13 protein-coding genes are annotated in these 18,146 nt (G+C 63.0%); 5 read left to right on the top strand and 8 right to left on the bottom strand.

From position 1 onward, the window contains the following. Window positions 1-56: 56 nt before the first annotated feature. Complete coding sequence (locus tag V3314_RS01990) at window positions 57-440, top strand: hypothetical protein (RefSeq protein ID WP_329604126.1); 384 nt, start codon at window positions 57-59, stop codon at window positions 438-440. A 61-nt stretch (window positions 441-501) separates the two neighbouring features. Next, window positions 502-849: a NirD/YgiW/YdeI family stress tolerance protein gene (locus V3314_RS01985; RefSeq protein WP_075046628.1), complete on the top strand. Its 348-nt coding sequence runs from the start codon at window positions 502-504 to the stop codon at window positions 847-849. A gap of 115 nt (window positions 850-964) precedes the next feature. Here V3314_RS01985 and V3314_RS01980 read toward each other — a convergent pair whose 3' ends face one another. After that, the gene (locus tag V3314_RS01980) at window positions 965-2,152 is read right to left on the bottom strand and encodes an MFS transporter (protein ID WP_338460304.1); all 1,188 of its coding nucleotides are present in this window, start codon (window positions 2,150-2,152) and stop codon (window positions 965-967) included. Window positions 2,153-2,318: 166 nt separating this feature from the next. Here V3314_RS01980 and V3314_RS01975 point away from each other — a divergent pair, with 166 nt between their 5' ends. Continuing rightward, on the top strand, window positions 2,319-3,230 hold the full coding sequence (locus tag V3314_RS01975; RefSeq protein WP_046613508.1) for a LysR family transcriptional regulator: 912 nt from the start codon (window positions 2,319-2,321) through the stop codon (window positions 3,228-3,230). 136 nt (window positions 3,231-3,366) lie between these two features. After that, window positions 3,367-4,140 (top strand): ParA family protein, encoded by a 774-nt coding sequence (locus V3314_RS01970; protein ID WP_046613507.1) that lies wholly within the window; start codon window positions 3,367-3,369, stop codon window positions 4,138-4,140. Here V3314_RS01970 and trxC read toward each other — a convergent pair. The 7 genes from trxC to betI form a co-directional block, all read right to left on the bottom strand. Further along, on the bottom strand, window positions 4,137-4,571 hold the full coding sequence (gene trxC / locus V3314_RS01965) for a thioredoxin TrxC (protein ID WP_063912048.1): 435 nt from the start codon (window positions 4,569-4,571) through the stop codon (window positions 4,137-4,139). The genes V3314_RS01970 and trxC overlap by 4 nt on opposite strands. 127 nt (window positions 4,572-4,698) lie before the next feature. Then, complete coding sequence (locus V3314_RS01960; RefSeq protein ID WP_338459869.1) at window positions 4,699-6,159, bottom strand: YdiU family protein; 1,461 nt, start codon at window positions 6,157-6,159, stop codon at window positions 4,699-4,701. Window positions 6,160-6,339: 180 nt separating this feature from the next. Then, entirely contained in the window at window positions 6,340-9,648 is a 3,309-nt protein-coding gene (gene mscK, locus V3314_RS01955; RefSeq protein ID WP_338459868.1) for a mechanosensitive channel MscK, read from the bottom strand. Window positions 9,649-9,682: 34 nt separating this feature from the next. Next, window positions 9,683-11,425 carry a potassium/proton antiporter gene (locus V3314_RS01950; RefSeq protein WP_338459867.1) on the bottom strand — a complete coding sequence of 581 codons (1,743 nt, stop codon included), beginning with the start codon at window positions 11,423-11,425 and terminating at the stop codon, window positions 9,683-9,685. Between the two features lie 267 nt (window positions 11,426-11,692). Continuing rightward, window positions 11,693-13,390 carry a choline dehydrogenase gene (gene betA, locus V3314_RS01945; protein ID WP_046613502.1) on the bottom strand — a complete coding sequence of 566 codons (1,698 nt, stop codon included), beginning with the start codon at window positions 13,388-13,390 and terminating at the stop codon, window positions 11,693-11,695. A 78-nt stretch (window positions 13,391-13,468) separates the two neighbouring features. Further along, on the bottom strand, window positions 13,469-14,941 hold the full coding sequence (gene betB, locus V3314_RS01940) for a betaine-aldehyde dehydrogenase (RefSeq protein WP_025340943.1): 1,473 nt from the start codon (window positions 14,939-14,941) through the stop codon (window positions 13,469-13,471). Window positions 14,942-14,980: 39 nt separating this feature from the next. Then, window positions 14,981-15,637: a transcriptional regulator BetI gene (gene betI, locus V3314_RS01935; RefSeq protein ID WP_003259891.1), complete on the bottom strand. Its 657-nt coding sequence runs from the start codon at window positions 15,635-15,637 to the stop codon at window positions 14,981-14,983. Window positions 15,638-16,170: 533 nt separating this feature from the next. Between betI and V3314_RS01930 the strand changes: the two genes are divergently transcribed. After that, on the top strand, window positions 16,171-18,117 hold the full coding sequence (locus V3314_RS01930) for a BCCT family transporter (RefSeq protein ID WP_223998156.1): 1,947 nt from the start codon (window positions 16,171-16,173) through the stop codon (window positions 18,115-18,117). The last annotated feature ends 29 nt before the right edge of the window (window positions 18,118-18,146 follow it).

The raw sequence follows: 18,146 nt of genomic DNA, 5'->3' as shown, positions 1-18,146 counted from the left end.
AATCGATACCCGGTAATCGAAGGGCAGTGATCATGGCCGCACTCTGGAGTTTGGCCATGGTCCTGCTCTGGCAGTTTGCCTGGGTACCCGGCAAGCAGCGCTTGCAACAGGCCGAGCTCGCCCATGCGCATGAGCTGAAGCTCACCGGGCATCTGCAACGGGTTTCGACAGGCCCGGCCTTGGCCAGGGAACCGGTGACGGTGCTGACACCCGCTGTTCTGAACGAGCGCGCACTGGCCGCCGGTTTGCGAATTATCGGGTTGCAGGCACGGGCCGGTCAGGTGGACGTAAGCCTCGAGGGTGAGCCTGCGCCACTGCTGGGGTGGCTGCATGCGCTGGAGCGTGAAGGCGCGCAGGTCCGTAGCTTGCAGTTGCAAGTAGTCGGGGAGCGGCTGCAGGCGCAGTTGGGGTTGGCGCTGGATGAGGCCAGTGCTGATTAAGGTTGGCTTCAGCCAGCAGCGGTAGGCTGTTTCCATCGAAATCGAATCAGGACCTGTCACCATGAAAATCCGTTACCTCGCCTTGATCCTCGCCCCTCTGTTCAGCACTGCCGCCCTGGCTGCCGGCTACACCGGCCCCGGCGCCCAGTCGGTCACCACCGTAGCAGCGGCCAACGACGCTGCCGACGACACTCCAGTGGTGCTGCAAGGCTTCGTGACCAAAAAGATCAACAACGACGATAAGTACGAGTTCAAGGACAACACCGGCACCATCACCGTGGAAATCGATGATGAAGACCTGCCGCCGACGCCGTTCAACGACAAGACCAAGGTCAAGCTGACCGGTGAGGTGGAGAAGCACCTGATGAGCCGGGAGGTGGATGTGGATATGGTCGAGATCATCAACTGATCCGAGGGCCCTATCGCCGGCAAGCCAGCTCCCACAAGTACTCCACAGGTCATGAGCCTTGTGGGGTCCTGTGGGAGCTGGCTTGCCGGCGATGGGCTGCAAAGCAGCCCCATGCTCAGGCTGTCTTGGGCGGCAACTTGCTCAGGCGTAGCGCCACCAGCAACGCCACCGCCAGCAGGCTGCCGATGAACAGCCCGATGCCATTCCAGCCCCACTGATGCCAGAACACCCCGCCCGCCGTACCGGCCACACTCGACCCGGCGTAATAGCTGAACAGGTACAACGACGACGCCTGTCCCTTGGCCTTCAAAGCCCTGCGGCCGATCCAGCTGCTGGCCACCGAGTGCGCGCCAAAAAAGCCGAAGGTGAACACCAGCATACCGACGATCACCATCGCCAACGGACTGGCCAGAGTCATCATCAAGCCGCCCGCCATCACCACGATACTGGCCCAGAACACCTTGCGCCGGCCCAGTTTGTCAGCCAGCGCGCCCACCTGCGCCGAGCTGTAGATGCCAGACAGGTACACCACTGACAGCAAGCCGACCAGCGCCTGGTTCATGTGATAGGGCTCGGCCAGCAGGCGGTAGCCGATGTAGTTGAACAGGGTGACGAATGCGCCCATCAGCAGGAAGGCTTCGAGGAACAACCAGGGCAGGCCGGCATCCCTGAAGTGCATGACGAAGCCATCCAGCAGGCTGCGTGGGTTCATCGCCTGCGGGCGGAAATTGCGCGATTCGGGCAGCACCTTCCAGAATACCAGCGCCGCCACCAGGGCCAGGCCGCCTATGGTGAGCATCGCCGTGTGCCAGCTGACGAAGTCGATCAGTACGCCGGTGATCAGGCGCCCGCTCATGCCGCCAATGGCATTGCCGCCGATGTACAGGCCCATGGCCAGGCCGATGTGCTGCGGGTGAATCTCTTCGCTCAGGTAGGTCATCGCCACCGCCGCCAGGCCGCTCAGCGACAGGCCGACCAGGGCGCGGGAGGCCAGTACCAGTTCCCAGCTCGGCATCACAGCGCTGGCCAGGGTGGAAAGGGCGGCGCAGACCAGGGCAAACACCATCACCGGCTTGCGCCCGATGCGGTCGGAGATCGGGCCGGTGATCAGCAGGCCGAACGCCAGCATGGCTGTGGAGACTGATAGCACCAGGCTGCTCTGCGCCGCATTGATGGCAAATTCCTTCGACAGCAATGGCATCATCGGCTGCACGCAGTACAGCAGGGCGAAGGTGGCGAAGCCGCCGCTGAATAGCGCCAGCACAGTCTTCATGAAGGCGGGTGTGCCTTTTTCGATCCACATTTCGTTCAGCGGGGCAGGGTCTGGCTCGACGGGAAGGGGGGCTACAGCAGTTTTCACGGGCGGGTACCTCTGGCGCAATGAAAAAAAGCATATAGCTGGCTAATGATTAGATCCAATATATTGTTCGACCTATTTAAGACGTTTTGCGACCTGTTCGGAGCCGATCATGGAACTGCGCCATTTGCGTTACTTCATCGCCGTGGCCGAAGAGCTGCATTTTGGCCGCGCCGCCCAGCAGCTGGGCATTTCCCAGCCACCCTTGAGCCAGCAGATCCAGGCGCTGGAGCAGGAGCTGGGGGCCCGGCTGTTCGAGCGTACCAACCGTCGGGTCGAGCTGAGCGAGGCGGGGCGGTTGTTCCTGGAGGAGGCCCGCCAGGTGCTGGCGCAGGTGGAAAAGGCCGCCGATGTCGCCCGGCGTGCGCAGTTGGGGGAGCTGGGGGAGATGAAGATCGGCTTTACCTCCTCGGCACCGTTCACCTCGAAGATCCCCAAGGCCATCCACGCGTTTCGCCAGCGCTTCCCGGCGGTGCACCTTAACCTCAAGGAAATGAGCAGTCGCGATGTTGCAGAAGGAGTGTTCGACGAGTCCATCGAGGTTGGGCTGATGCGGCCGATGCCGCTGCCAGAAGGGTTGGTGGCAACCGAACTTTTTCGCGAGCCGCTGGTGGCGGTGATCAATGCCTCGCATCCATTGGCCGAAGGCACTGACCATGGCGTGCACATGGCCGCGCTGGCCCATGAACCGTTCGTGTTCTTCCCGCGCAGCTATGGCAGCGGGTTGCACGCGCAGTTGCTGAGCCTGGCGCGCCAGGCGGGTTTCAGCCCGCATTTTGCCCAGGAGGCGGGGGAGGCGATGACCATCATCGGGCTGGTATCGGCAGGGCTTGGGGTATCGGTGCTGCCGGCGTCGTTCCAGCGCATGCGCATCGAAGGGGTGGTTTATCGCACGCTGCTGGATGAAGGGGCGATGTCGGCGGTGTGGCTGGTGCAGCGCGAGCATGGTGGGTCGGCGATGGCACGGGCATTTGCCGAGTTGCTCACGGGGCAGGTGGCTGGCGGGGGCAGTGTCGTTGCCTGATCGGGCCCCATCGCCGGCAAGCCAGCACCCACAGGGGGCGCGCATGGCTTGAGGCTGTTGCTTCGGGCAAATGGCACTGGTCATTGCCGCAGCCGCACCACATACTCGGGCATTCGTTGATACACGGAGGTCAATCATGCGGCGCGTGGTGTTCAATCAGAAAGGTGGTGTGGGCAAGTCGAGCATCGCTTGCAACCTGGCGGCGGTGAGCGCCAGCGAAGGTTATCGGACCCTGCTGATCGACCTGGATGCCCAGGCCAACTCGACCCAGTATCTGACTGGCCTGACCGGCGACGATATCCCCATGGGCATCGCCGACTTCTTCAAGCAAAGCCTGTCCAGCGGGCCGTTCAGCAAGAAGAATCAGGTCGATATCTATGAAACCCCGTTCGACAACCTGCACGTGGTCACCGCCACGGCCGAGCTGGCCGATCTGCAGCCGAAGCTTGAGGCGAAGCACAAGATCAACAAGCTGCGTAAGTTGCTCGACGAACTCGACGAGGACTACGAGCGCATTTACATCGATACCCCGCCAGCACTTAACTTCTATGCGGTTTCCGCACTGATCGCCGCCGATCGCGTGCTGATTCCTTTCGACTGCGACAGCTTCTCTCGCCAGGCCCTGTATGGCCTGCTGGCCGAGATCGAAGAACTCAAGGATGACCACAACGAAGACCTTGTGGTCGAAGGCATCGTGGTCAACCAATTCCAGTCCCGCGCCAGCCTGCCACAGCAGATGCTCGACGAGCTGCTGGCCGAAGGGCTCCCGGTGCTACCGGTGTACCTGGGCAGCTCGGTGAAGATGCGTGAGTCGCACCATGCCAGCCTTCCGCTGATTCATCTGGAGCCCAGGCACAAGCTGACCCTGCAGTTTGTCGAGTTGCACTCGCTGCTCGAGGAGAACGCTTAGACCCCCTGGCTACGCAACCACTCCATCAGCGACTGGAGTGGAAACGCCCCGGCCTGACGGCTGACTTCACGGCCATGCTTGAACAGCAGCAGGCTGGGGATCGAGCGGATGCCCAGTTGCCCGGCCAGGTTGCGGTTGGCTTCGCTGTCGAGCTTGGCCAGGCGGCAGCGGCCGGCCAGTTGGCGGGCGGCCTGTTCGAAGGTGGGGGCGAAGGATTTGCACGGACCGCACCAATCCGCCCAGATGTCGACCAGCAGTGGCAGATCGCCTTTGATCTGGCTGGCGTAGCTGGCTTCGGTGAGTTCGAAAGGGGTGCTCAGCAGCACGTCCTGTTTGCAGCGGCCGCATTTCGGCGCGTCGCCCAGGCGCTCGGCGGGCAGGCGGTTGAGGCCGTTGCAGTGGGGGCAGGGGATTACCAGTGGTTCGGACATGTCAATTCCTTGAGGTTTTTGGGGCTGCTTTGCAGCCCATCGCGACACAAGGCCGCTCCTACAGGAGTCCGAGTACCCTCGTAGGAGCGGCCTTGTGTCGCGATGGGCCGCGCAGCGGCCCCAGGATTCATGATGAGCAGCTGATTTCCAGGTGCTTGCCCCATTCCGGCGGTCGCTCGGCATAGCCCTGCATCCCGGCCTGCTCCTCGAACGGGCGGCTCAGCACCTGATGCAGCCGACGCACTTCACTGTAATCCCCCGCTTCGGCTGCTTCGATGGCTTTCTGTGCCAGGTAGTTGCGCAGTACATACAGCGGGTTAACCGCATGCATGCGCTCACGCCGCCCTTCCGCATTGGCCGCTTCACGCTCGCAGCGGGCCAGGTAGTCCGTCCCCCAGGCATCGAAACCGGCCAGGTCGATGAAGTCGTCACGCACCACCTTCAGCGCCTCGGCAACGGGCTGATCGCCCAGCTTGCGGAAGAACAGGTTGTAGTCCACACCACCGCTCTGCATGCGCTGCAGCAGGCGCTCCACCAACGCCATGTCGTCCTCTTCCGCGGTGGTCAGGCCCAGACGCCGGCGCATCAGGTCCAGGTAGTGTGCCTGGTATAGCGGCAAGAACAGGCCCAGCGCCTCCTTGAGCGCTTCGACTTCGATCACCGTGGTCAGCGCCTGGGCCAGCGCACTTAGGTTCCAATGGGCGATAGGGACCTGGTTGGCGTAACTGTAGCGGCCACGGTCGTCGGAGTGGTTGCAGATGAAGTTGGCGTCGAAATCGTCGAGGAAGGCGTACGGGCCGAAGTCGAAGGTGATGCCGAGGATCGACATGTTGTCGGTGTTCATCACCCCATGGCAGAAGCCATAGGCCTGCCACAGGGCGATCAGCTCTGCATTGCGCTCGACGATGGTGCGGAACATGGCCAGATACGGCTGCACGGCATCGCGGCATTCGGGGTAGTGCTGCTCCAGCACATGGTCGATCAGCACGCGCTGCTGTTCCGGCTGCCTGGTGTAGTAGAAGTATTCGAAATGCCCGAAACGCACATGGCTCTGCGCCAGGCGGGTGAGCATCGCCGCCCTTTCGCGGGTTTCGCGCCACACCGGGGTGCTGGAGCCGATCACGCACAGTGCCCGGCTGCTGGGAATGCCCAGGGCGTGCAGGGCCTCGGAAGCGAGGAACTCGCGGATCGAGGAGCGCAGCACAGCGCGGCCGTCGCCCATGCGCGAATAGGGCGTCTGTCCGGCGCCCTTGAGGTGCAGGTCCCAGTGCTCGCCCTGGTCATTCAGCACTTCGGCCAGCAGCAAGCCGCGGCCATCACCCAGGCGTGGGTTATAGGAGCCGAACTGATGGCCGGAATAGACCATAGCCCGCGGGTCGGCCTCTTCCCACAGCTTTTGGCCACTGAACAGCTCGGCGAAAACCGGCAGCTCTGCCTGGGCCGGGTCGAGGTCGAGCAGCGCCATGGCCGACTCGCTCGCTACCACCAGGCGCGGGTCTGAGATGGGGTCGGGCAGGACCTGGGTGGAGAACGCGTCACCCAAGCGAGCGAAGCGATTGTCAAAGGTGAGTTGGTCGAGGGCTTTCACGGGCTGCTCCTGGAAGTCGGTACCTAGGGAGCCGCTTTGCGGCCCATCGCCGGCAAGCCAGCGCCCACAGGGGATGTGCAGGGCCTGGGTGCGGCACGGCCCCTGTTGGAGCTGGCTTGCCGGCGATCGAGGGCAAAGCCCTCGCAGGGATTCTGCACAGAATAAAGTATTAGAGCCCACTCAGGCCGAAGCAGTGCCATCCGGTTTCGGCTGCTCCACCGGAATCAGCTGCTGTTTGCCGCCCTTCGGATCCATCAGGAACACCTCGACCTGGCGCACCGAGATCTTGATGTTGTGTGCCTTGAACTCGCGGTTGATGTAGCGGTTGATCTCGTCCAGCGTCGGGTTGCGGTCGCCCAGGTCGCGTACGTGCATGCGCAGCTCGTGGTCCAGCGAGCTCTCGCCGAAGTTGAGGAAGTACACGATCGGCTCCGGGTCCTTGAGCACGCGTGGGTTTTCGTGGGCACCCTTGAGCAGCAGGTCACGCACCAGATCCAGGTCAGAGCCATAGTCGATGCCCAGCTTCAGCGTTACCCGGGTGACCGTGTCGGTCAGCGACCAGTTGATAAGCTGACCGGTGATGAAGGTCTTGTTGGGGACGATGATGTCCTTGCGGTCGAAGTCGGTAATCGTGGTGGCGCGGATGCGGATCTTGCTCACCGTGCCCGACAGGTTGCCGATGGTGATGGTGTCGCCAATCCGCACCGGGCGCTCGAACAGGATCATGATGCCGGAGATGAAGTTGGCGAAGATCTCCTGCATGCCGAAGCCCAGGCCCACCGACAGCGCGGCCACCAGCCATTGCAGCTTGTCCCAGCTGACCCCCAGGGTCGACAGGGTGCTGACGATACCGATACCGACGATGGTGTACGACAACAGCGTGGTGGTGGCGTAGGCACTGCCCTGAGCCAGGTTCAGGCGTGACAGCACCAGCACTTCCAGTAGGCCGGGCAAGTTGCCGGCCAGGGCAAAGGTGATGCCGACGATCACCAATGCGCCCAGCAGGTCGCCGAGGCTGATCGGCACCATGCTGGCGGCGGCGCCGGTGCCGCTGGTGTATTCGTAGAGGACGAAATTGTTGAGGTAGGCAAACACCGAGATCAGGTCCGCCCACACCCAGTACAAGCCGGCGATGAAGCCGCCAAGCAGGGCCAGGCGGATCAGGCGCAGCGACTGCTGGTTGACCTGCTCGATGTCTAGCGTTGGCTCTTCGGTGATGACCTCGCCATCCAGCCCTTCCTTGGCCGCCGCCCGCTTGCTCAGCGCGCGCTGGTAGGCCAGGCGCCGTGCCGCCACCGACAGGCCACGCACGAACGCGGCTTCGATCACAAGCCAGAACAGCAGCAGGTACAGGGTGTAGATGAGCCGGTCGGTAAGTTTCAGCGCGGTGTAGTAGTAGCCGAAGCACACGGCCACGAACAGAGCGATGGGCAGGGCGGTGAAGGCCACACCCACGGCCTTGCGGAACAGCGAGGTGTCGCGGTGTGCCGGGCTGCTGAGCAACAGGCGGCTGAGTAGCCAGGCCATCAGTGCGTAGCAGGTCAGTACCACGCCTATACCCAGTACATCATCGGCCAGCGCCGAAGGCTGATGTTCGGCCACCGCCACCACGCCGACCAGTGCCAGTACCACGGTGCCCAGGCGGCGCACCCAGCCGCGCAGGAACTCGACCTGTGGCTTGTGCCAGCGGAAGTGGATTTCCGCCACGCCGCCCGGGGCGAGGATGCGGTAGGCGGTGTAGAACACCAGCCAGGCCTGGGCCAGTTGCCAGAGGGCGGCACCGAGGTTGGCGTTCTGCCCGCGGGCGTCGATCTGCAGGGCGTAGCTGCACAGGGCCAGGCCCAGGCTGACCGGCATCGCAAGCAGGATGTTTATGAGGATCGCCTGGGGTGTGTGCCACTGGCTGTCACGGCGGAAGTGGCCGATGTCCTGGTGCACCTTGCCCAGCCGTTGGTACAGGTACTTGCGGCGCCACAGCAGGGCGCCGATCACCAGCAGCAGCGGCAAGAACAGCAACGGGCGCTGGCTCAGGCCGTCGCCCAGCTCCTTCAGGCCCGAGCCCCACGGCAGGTTGGCCATCTGGTCGGCCAGGCGCTCCGGCACATAGCGCAGCCAGTCCCAGTCCAGCGGCTTGTTGCTGGGGATCCAGAACATCTGCTCGTCGAGGGTGGTGCGCAGGCTCTGGGCGGTGCCCAACAGCTGCTTCTGGTTGAGCTGCAGGGTGATGGATTCGTTGAGCAGCGCCGACAGCTCGCGGTTCAGTCGCTCCAGCAGATCGCTGCGGGTAATCGCCACTTCCAGCAAGGCCTTGCGCAGCTGTGGCGTCACATCTTCCGGTGGTTGGGCAGCCAGCAGTTTGTCGACGTAGGTGACCGGGCTGCTCATCTGCTCGCGTTGCTGGTTTATCTCGAACTGGTACAGGCGGGTGTCGGCGATCTGGTCGGCCAGGTCGCGATCGACCTTGAGGTGCGGCAGGGTCTGCTTCTGCTTGTAGAGGATCTTCGACAGCAGCAGGCTGCCCTTGAGCACGTTGATCTGCTCGTCCAGCGCTTGGTCAGCCTGGGTCAGGCTGTCCAGTTGCTGCTTGGTGCGCAGGTTCTGCTGGGTCAGTTCGTTGAGGCGGTCGGTGCTTTTCAGCAGGTAGTCGGAGAGCTTGAGGTTGACCGCGCTTTCGGTGGCCAGCAAGCTGCTGCCGCCGGCTTTCTGGGCCTCGATCGACTGCTGGGTGACCGCTTCCTGGGACTGGGCCAGGCGCTTGTCGTTGATCAGGGTCTGCAGGTCCTGGATTTCCTGTTCCAGGCGCGCGGTGCGCTCGATCAGCAGGTCGTGGCGGGCGTTGCCCAGGTCTTGCAGCAGGCTGTTGCCGGCCAGCTCCTGGCGGCGCAGCAGGGTCAGGGCGTTGAGCGAGGCCAGTTCGGCATTCAACTGGTTGCGCTGGTCGGCGTTGATCGGTTTGCCAGCGTCCTTGCCGGTCTTGAGAAGGCTGTTGATCTGCTGGGTGCGCGCCTGGCTGTTGCTGATTTCGGCCTGTGCGCGTTCCGGGCGGGTCTGCGAGTTGATGATCAGGCTGTTGGCTTCTGACAACGCCTTCTGCAGCTCGCCCTGCAGGGTGCTGCGCTCGCTGAGCATCTGCTCCAGTTGCGGCACCGAGAGACTGGCGTAACGCTGAGCCACCGGCTGTGGCTTGCTTTCCTTTAGCCTGGCCAGTTCGCGCTGGCTGTCGCTGGTTTCTTTCGGCGCACCGGCAAGCTGCTGCTTCAGCGCGGCGAGTTTCTTTTCGTTGTCTTCCTTGCTGGCGAGCAGGCTGAGGGTTTGCTCCAGCACCTGCTGCAGGGCTTTCTGCTCGGCCTCGGGCAGCTTGCGCTCGGCGATTTTGTCGAGGCTGTTCTGGATGCTGGCGGTGGTCGGGGCTTCTGCTGCCGTGGCTGCAAAAGAGAGAGACAGGCACAGCCCGAGGAGGGCTGTGCGGAGGTACACGCGCAGGGACATAGGCAGGCTACTTGTGGATCCGGCAGAATGAAATTTAGAGGAACAATCCTGGTCCGGGTCGCGTTCCTTCGGGGAATCTGACGCCTACTTTCTGGATCTTGTTCCCGTCCATGGTGGCCACGGTCCAGATCGTGCCATGCCATTCGACCTGGTCACCTACTACTGGAGCGCCTCCGACCTTCTGTCGGATGAACTGGGCCAGCGGCATTTTCGCGTCCAGTCCGTCGAGTTTCAGGCCGTACAACGCCGCTACAGCACCCAGTTCGGCATCGCCTTCGAGCACGAAGTCGCCGAAGAAACGCAGGTCAAGGCCACGTTGTGGCGCCTGGCTGAACAGTTTGCCCAAGGCCGGCAGGTTGTGCTCGTGGCCGATCACGCAGAGCATGTCCCCCACTTCCAGTACCGTACTGCCGGACGGGTGCAGCAGTTGCTCGCCGCGGAACAGCGCGGCGATCCGCGTGCCTTCGGGCATTTTCAATTCGCGCAGGGCGGCGCCGATACACCATTTTTCGGCGCCCAGGCGGTAGACGAACATTTCCCACTCGCTGGTGATGTGCACTTCCAGGGCGGAACGGGAGATTGGCGCCGGGTCTGGCGGCACCGTCACTTTCAGCAGCTTGGCCATCCACGGCAGGCTGGTGCCTTGCACCAACAGCGACACCAGCACGATGAAGAATGCCAGGTTGAAGAACAGCTGGGCATCCGGCAGACCGGCCATCAGCGGGAACACCGCCAGAATGATCGGTACCGCACCGCGCAGGCCGACCCAAGAGATGAAGCCCTTTTCGCGGCCATGGAAAGCCTTGAACGGCAGCAGGGCAGCGACCACCGACAGCGGCCGCGCCACCAGGATCATCCACAGCGCCAGGCCCAACGCCGGCAGGGCGATGGGCAGCAGGTCGTGGGGCGTGACCAGCAGCCCCAGCACCAGGAACATGCCGATCTGCGCCAGCCATGCCATGCCGTCGAGCATGTGCAGGATGCCGTGGCGGCTGCGGATAGGCTTGTTGCCCAGCACCAGGCCGCACAGGTACACGGCAAGGAAGCCGCTGCCGTGCAGGGCGTTGGTTGCCGAGAAAACCACCAGGCCGCCGGCGATCACCAGGATGGGATACAGGCCGCCAGCCAGCTTGATACGGTTGACCAACTGCAGCATCAGCCAGCCGCCGCCCAGGCCGAGCAGCCCGCCTATGCCGAACTCGCGCAGCAAGTGGGTGAGCAGGCTCCAGTGCAGGCCGGTCTGGCCGCTGGCGATCATGTCGATCAGGGTGACGGTGAGGAACACCGCCATTGGGTCGTTGCTGCCCGACTCGATCTCCAGGGTGGCGGTGACCCGCTCGTTCAGGCCCTTGCCCCCGAGCAGCGAGAACACTGCCGCGGCGTCGGTGGAGCCGACGATGGCGCCGATCAGCAGGCCCTGGATCAGGCTCAGGTCGAACAGCCAGGCGGCGACCAGGCCGGTGAGGGCGGTGGTGATCATCACGCCGATGGTGGCCAGCGACAGCGCCGGCCACAGCGCCACGCGGAAGCTCGCCACCCGCGTGCGCAGGCCGCCGTCAAGCAGGATCACGGCCAGCGCCAGGTTGCCCACCAGGTAGGCGGTCGGGTAGTTGTTGAAGATGATGCCGCCACCATCGACCCCGGCGACCATGCCGACGGCGAGGATGATGACCAGAATAGGGATGCCCAGGCGCGACGACAGCGAACTGACCAGGATACTTGCGCCCACCAGCAATGCGCCGATCAGGAACAGGCTGTTGATGGTGCTTGCATCCAAAGGCAGATACTCCGGGGACCGCAGGGGGGAGGGGACTTGATAGCATGACGCTAGCAGGTCGCGTGCCAAATGATTCTAACCTGATGAATTGGCAGGCTGTAAAGCGTTTCTGCAGATGAAAAAAAGGCACCGCGGTGGGTGCCTTTTCTGGTGTTGTCTGGGCAGGCCCTTTCGCGGGTGAACCCCGCTCCCACACGTGCTGCACAGTTTCCAGACCTGTGCAAACCCTGTGGGAGCGGTTTAACCGCGAAAAGACCGGTGCAGGATTTACGCCTGCTTGACCTCACGCATCGGCTTGCCCTTAACCGGTGCACCGTTGGCCACGTAGTACTTGGCGGTGCTGCGCGGCAGCGGCTTGCGGCCACGGATCTTGTCCGAGATTTTCTCGGCGATCATGATCGTGGTGGCGTTGAGGTTGCCGGTGATGATCAGCGGCATGATCGACGCATCGACCACGCGCAGGCCCTTCATGCCATGAACGCGTCCTTCACCGTCGACCACTGCCATGTCGTCGGTGCCCATCTTGCACGAGCAGGATGGGTGGAAGGCGGTTTCGGCGTGCTCGCGGATGAACTTGTCCAGCTCTTCATCGGTTTGCACGTGTGCGCCTGGGCTGATCTCACGGCCACGGTACGGGTCCAGTGCTGGCTGGGCCATGATTTCGCGGGTCAGGCGGATGCCGTCACGGAATTCCTGCCAGTCCTGCTCGGTGGACATGTAGTTGAACAGGATGCTCGGGTGTTGGCGCGGGTCTTTCGACTTGGCCTGGATGCGGCCACGCGCAGGCGAACGCATCGAACCCATGTGCGCCTGGAAGCCGTGTTCCTTCACGCCATTGGAGCCGTTGTAGTTGATGGCCACCGGCAGGAAGTGATACTGAATGTTCGGCCACTTGAATTCAGGGCGGGTACGAATGAAACCACCGGCTTCGAACTGGTTGCTGGCGCCGATGCCGGTGCCATTGAACATCCATTCGGCACCGATGGCTGGCTGGTTCCACCACAGCAGCGACGGGTACAGCGACACCGGCTGGGTGCAGGCGTACTGCAGGTACAGTTCCAGGTGGTCCTGCAGGTTCTCGCCAACGCCCGGCAGGTCGTGCACCACCGGGATGTCGAGGCTTTCCAGCAGGGCGCGCGGGCCAACACCGGAGCGCTGCAGCAACTGCGGCGAAGCGATGGCGCCAGAGCTGACGATCACTTCCTTGCGGGCGCGTGCTTCAACGCGCTCTTCGCTGTCACCGACCAGGTAGGTCACACCGATGGCGCGCTTGCCCTCGAACAGCACGCGATCAGTCAGGGCGTGGGTGACGATGGTCAGGTTCGGGCGTTTCTTGGCCTGGTCCAGATAGCCACGGGCGGTGCTGGAACGACGGCCGTTCTTGGTCACCGTACGGTCCATCGGGCCGAAGCCTTCCTGCTGGTAGCCGTTGAGGTCTTCGGTGCGTGGGTAACCGGCCTGCACGCCGGCTTCGACCATGGCGTGGAACAGCGGGTTGTTGCCGGCTTTCGGCGTGGTCACGCTGACCGGGCCTTCGCCCCCGTGGTAGTCGTTCGGGCCGATGTCGCGGGTTTCAGCCTTGCGGAAGTACGGCAGGCAGTCCAGGTAGGTCCAGTCTTCCAGGCCTGGCAGTTCCGCCCAGCCGTCGAAGTCCATGGCGTTACCGCGGATGTAGCACATGCCGTTGATCAGCGACGAACCACCCAGGCCCTTGCCGCGGCCACATTCCATGCGGCGGCCGCCCATGTACGGCTCCGGGTCGGTCTCGTAGGCCCAGTTGTAGCGGCGGCCCTGCAGCGGGAAGGCCAGGGCGGCCGGCATCTGGGTACGGAAGTCGAAGCGGTAGTCGGGGCCACCGGCTTCCAGCAGCAGTACGGTGACGCCGGCGTCTTCGGTCAGGCGGGTCGCCAGGGTGTTACCGGCCGAGCCGGCACCGACGATGATGTAATCGAATTCTTGGGACATGAAAGTACCCTCGTGTTGGCGGTGATCAGGGAGCGGGAACGCCCGTGCGCAGAGGCACGGGCGTGGCTGGACAGGGCCTTAGAAGACCGAGTTGTAGCCGCCCAGCTCGACCTGGACCGACTTGATGCGAGTGTATTGAGCCAGCGAGCTGACGCCGTTCTCACGGCCGACGCCCGACTGCTTGTAGCCACCGACCGGCATTTCGGCCGGCGATTCGCCCCAGGCGTTGATCCAGCAGATACCGGCTTCCAGCTTGTGGATGATGCGGTGGGCGCGGGTGATGTCGTTGGTGCAGACACCGGCGGCCAGGCCGTATTCAGTGTCGTTGGCACGACGGATGACTTCTTCTTCGGTTTCGTAGGTGAGGATGCTCATCACCGGGCCAAAGATCTCTTCCTTGACGATGGTCATGTCGTCGGTGCAGTCGGTGAACACGGTCGGGGCCACGAACGCGCCCTTGGCGAAGTCACCGGCGGTCAGTCGCTCGCCACCGCACAGCACACGGGCACCTTCTTCCTTGCCCTTGGCGATGTAGCCAAGCACGCTTTCCATGTGCTGGAAGCTGACCAGCGGGCCGAAGTTGGTGTTTTCGTCTTCCGGGTTGCCAGCGCGGATGCGGGCAACGCGCTCGACGATCTTGGCCTCGAAGGCAGCTTTCATTTCAGCCGGGATGAACACGCGGGTGCCGTTGGTGCACACCTGGCCCGAGCTGTAGAAGTTGGCCATCATGGCGATGTCGGCGGCCTTGTCCAGGTCGGCGTCGGCGCAGATGATCAGTGGCGACTTGCCGCCCAGTTCCATGGTGACTTCCTTGAGCGACGAGCTCGAGGCGCTGGCCATGACCTTCTTGCCGGTGGTGGTGCCGCCGGTGAAGGAGACTTTTTCGATGCGTGGGTGCTCGGTCAGCCAGGTGCCGACTTCGCGGCCGCTGCCGGTCAGGACGTTGAACACACCGTTCGGCAGGCCGGCTTCGGTGTAGATCTCGGCCAGTTTCAGGGTGGTCAGCGAGGTGACTTCCGACGGTTTGAAGATCATCGCGTTGCCGGCGGCCAGGGCCGGGGCGGATTTCCACAGGGCGATCTGGATCGGGTAGTTCCAGGCGCCGATACCGGCGGTCACGCCCAGCGGCTCGCGGCGGGTGTAGACGAAGGACGATTCACGCAGCGGGATCTGCTCGCCTTCGATGGCCGGAACCAGGCCAGCGTAGTACTCCAGCACGTCGGCGCCGGTGACGATGTCGACGTAGCGGGTTTCCGAGTACGACTTGCCGGTGTCCAGGGTTTCCAGCATAGCCAGTTCGTCGTTGCGCTCGCGCAGGATCTCGACGGCGCGGCGCAGGATGCGCGAACGCTGCATGGCGGTCATCGCGGCCCAGACTTTCTGGCCACGCTCGGCGCTTTCGACGGCCTTCTCGACGTCAGCCTCGGTGGCACGTTGCACGTGGGCGAGGACTTCGCCGGTAGCCGGGTTGATGGCTTCGAAGGTGGCATCGCTGCCAGCGTCGACGTAAGCGCCATCAATGTAGAGTTTTTGCGTTCCGAAACGGGCCATAGTGTCCTCGCAAGTGCAGTGTGTGGTTTGGCTTGCGCGTCACGCTCCTGCCGGGTTGGCAAGGGCCGTGCGCGGCTGTTCAGCGGCCTGGTCGTTTGTACCCAGGGTGTGCTGCTTAGCCAGTTGTAGATCCATGTATTCGTAAGCAATCCGTATCGCCTGGTCGGTGTCGAATGCATCTCCCGACAGGGCGCCACGCAGCCACAAGCCGTCGATCAAGGCTGCCAGGCCACGGGCTGCCTTGCGCGCATGGTAGAGCGGCAGGGCGCGGCGGAACTGGCAACACAGGTTGGAATACAAGCGGTGGTCGTTGATCCGCTGCAACCTGTGCAAATCGGGCTGGTGCATGCTGGAAGCCCAGAAGGCCAACCAGGTTTTCATCGCCGGGCCGTTCACCTGGCTGGCATCGAAGTTGCCCTCGATGATCACTTTCAGGTGGGCGCGCGGGCTGTCGTCCGTCAGGGCCTGGCGACGTGCTCTAACACCTTCGTTGAGCATGTTCATGATGTAACCCATCGTCGCTGCGATCAGGCCGTTCTTGTCCCGAAAGTAGTGACTGATGATGCCGTTCGACACACCGGCCAAACGGGCAATCAGCGCAATGCTGGCGTCGCCCAGTCCGACCTGATCGACCGCCTGCAACGTGGCTTCGATCAACTGCTGGCGGCGGATGGGTTGCATACCGACCTTGGGCATCTTGCTATCTCCTCAGGCCTGCGAGCAGACGACGGGCGGCTGACTCGGCGAAGGCCAGTCTATTTTGTTTTGATTGAACGTTCAATCAATAAAGAATAAGCTCTGCGACAATTTGTGCCATTGACAGTTTTTCAGGCGGTCGAGAAGGCACGGATTGACACCCCAGGAAATCGCGTAACCCCCGGAATACAAGGCGTTGACGGGCATGAGCGATGCGAAATGCAGATTCTGCCGTGCGGTCATGGACCCTGCGGCGGGCCCTTGGAGCGGGCGGGGTGATCTGTGACGAATGCGCGCACCTCAGCGAAGGTGTGGCATTTGCAGCAGGCCACCTGTCTGTTTTTTTGCAACGTATCGATTCGGGATCACGGTTTCCAGGGTGCTTTTATAACACCTGATGCAGTGGGGATATTCCACCAATTGCTCGGGAAAGACTGATTAGCCTCCACAGCCGCACTGCCCGGAGCATTCGTGCAATGAGTTCTGCCTCACTTACCAACCCTCCGGCCGAGAGGGTACGGGTCAACCGCGTGGTGTTCTTCACCTCCGCGCTGATGATCCTCGTTCTGACTGCCTTGCTTATCGCTGTACCCGAAACCGCCGGACAAGTACTGGGCGTGGCCCAGAAATGGCTGACGCGCACCTTCGGCTGGTACTACATGCTGGTAATCGGCGGTTACCTGCTGTTCGTCATCTACCTGGCCTTCTCCGACTACGGCAAGCTCAAGCTTGGCGGCAAGGATGACCAGCCCGACTTCAGCTATGGCGCCTGGGCCGGCATGCTGTTCTCCTCCGGTATCGGCATTTCGCTGTTGTACTTCGGCGCCTCCGAGCCACTGGACCACTACTTCAATCCACCGGAAGGCACTTCTGCCAGCCTCGATGCAGCGCGCCAGGGCCTGCAGCTGACCTTCCTGCACTGGGGCCTGCATGGCTGGGCGATCTACGCCCTGGTCGGCCTGGCCGTGGGTTACTTCGCCTACCGCCACAACCAGCCGCTGGCCCTGCGTTCGGCACTGTACCCGCTGGTGGGTGAGCGTTGGGTCAAGGGCGCTGCCGGCAATGCCGTGGACATCTTCGGCATGTTCGTCACCCTGCTGGGCCTGGTGACCAACCTGGGCATCGGCTCGATGCAGGTAGCCTCTGGCCTGGAATACCTGTTCGGCATGGACCACAGCAAGACCAACCTGCTGGTGGTGATCCTGGTCATGGCCGGTGTTGCTACCGTGGCGGCGGTCTCGGGTGTGGAAAACGGCATTCGCCGCCTTTCCAACCTGAACATCGTACTGTTCAGCGGCCTGTTGATCTTCGTCCTGCTGGGCGGCGAAACCCTGCACCTGCTCAACGGCTTCGTGCAGAACATCGGTGACTACCTCAACGGTATCGTGCTGAAAACCTTCGACCTTTATGTATATGAAGGCGAAGCCGGCAAGTCGGAGCGCTGGCTGGGCCTGTGGACCGTGTTCTACTGGGCCTGGTGGATCTCCTGGGGCCCGTTCGTCGGCATGTTCATTGCCCGTATCTCCAAGGGCCGCACCGTGCGCCAACTGGTCAGCGGTGTGTTGCTGATCCCGTTGGGCTTCACCCTGGCCTGGCTGTCGATCTTCGGCAACACCGCGCTGGACCTGGTGATCAACCAGGGCGCCGTGGAGCTGGGCAAGACCGCCCTGGAACAGCCGTCGATGTCGATCTACCAGCTGCTGGAATACTTCCCGGCGGCCAAGATCGTGATCGGTGTAGCGGTGTTCGTCGGCTTCGTGCTGTTCCTCACCCCGGCCGACTCCGGTGCGGTGATGATGGCCAACCTGTCGTGCAAAGGCGGCAAGGTCGACGAAGACGCCCCGCACTGGATGGTGGTGTTCTGGTCGGTGGTCATCACTTTGGTCACCATCGGCCTGCTGTTCGCCGGTAACTTCGAAGCGATGCAGACCATGGTAGTGCTGGCGGGCCTGCCGTTCTCGGTGGTGCTGGTACTGTTCATGTTCGGCCTGTACAAGGCCATGAAGCAGGACGTGGCAGTCGAGCAGGAGCGTGCCGAGCTGGCCGCCCGTGGCCGTCGTGGCTTCAGCGAGCGCCTGACCCAGCTGGAACTGCAGCCGACTCAGGCCGTGGTGCAGCGTTTCATGGACAAGCAGGTCAGCCCGGCGCTGAAAGAAGCCGCCGCGCAGTTGCAGACCCTGGGCTTCGAGGTGGAAACCCGGGTTGGCCAGTCGCGCAACATGATGGGCCTGCGGGTGATGATGGAAGAGGGCAACCCGTTCGTCTATGAAGTGAGCCTGGACGGCTACCTGGCCGCGCCGAGCGAAGCACCGGTGGAAGGCGAGCCGGAAGTGCGCCAGCGCTTCTATCGTGCCGAGGTGTACCTGCACGATGGCAGCCAGGAGTACGACCTGATGGGCTTTGCGCCAGAGCAGATCGTGCGTGATGTACTGGACCAGTTCGAAAGCCACCGCCAGTTGCTGGGGCGTGTGTACAGCTGATTCTTGAGCGATGAGGAGGCCCTGCAAGA

It is taken from the genome of Pseudomonas sp. TE3-3-F2023 (genome assembly GCF_036784815.1).
Taxonomy (GTDB): domain Bacteria; phylum Pseudomonadota; class Gammaproteobacteria; order Pseudomonadales; family Pseudomonadaceae; genus Aquipseudomonas; species Aquipseudomonas pudica.
The sequence above is the reverse complement of the archived record's forward strand: the minus strand, read 5'-3'. Positions and strand labels throughout refer to the sequence as shown.

Coding starts and splice junctions, on each gene's coding strand:
- V3314_RS01990 (WP_329604126.1), top strand. CDS start 57: ATGGTCCTGCTCTGGCAGTTTGCCTGGGTACCCGGCAAGCAGCGCTTG.
- V3314_RS01985 (WP_075046628.1), top strand. CDS start 502: ATGAAAATCCGTTACCTCGCCTTGATCCTCGCCCCTCTGTTCAGCACT.
- V3314_RS01980 (WP_338460304.1), bottom strand. CDS start 2,152: ATGTGGATCGAAAAAGGCACACCCGCCTTCATGAAGACTGTGCTGGCG.
- V3314_RS01975 (WP_046613508.1), top strand. CDS start 2,319: ATGGAACTGCGCCATTTGCGTTACTTCATCGCCGTGGCCGAAGAGCTG.
- V3314_RS01970 (WP_046613507.1), top strand. CDS start 3,367: ATGCGGCGCGTGGTGTTCAATCAGAAAGGTGGTGTGGGCAAGTCGAGC.
- trxC (WP_063912048.1), bottom strand. CDS start 4,571: ATGTCCGAACCACTGGTAATCCCCTGCCCCCACTGCAACGGCCTCAAC.
- mscK (WP_338459868.1), bottom strand. CDS start 9,648: ATGTCCCTGCGCGTGTACCTCCGCACAGCCCTCCTCGGGCTGTGCCTG.
- betA (WP_046613502.1), bottom strand. CDS start 13,390: ATGTCCCAAGAATTCGATTACATCATCGTCGGTGCCGGCTCGGCCGGT.
- betB (WP_025340943.1), bottom strand. CDS start 14,941: ATGGCCCGTTTCGGAACGCAAAAACTCTACATTGATGGCGCTTACGTC.
- betI (WP_003259891.1), bottom strand. CDS start 15,637: ATGCCCAAGGTCGGTATGCAACCCATCCGCCGCCAGCAGTTGATCGAA.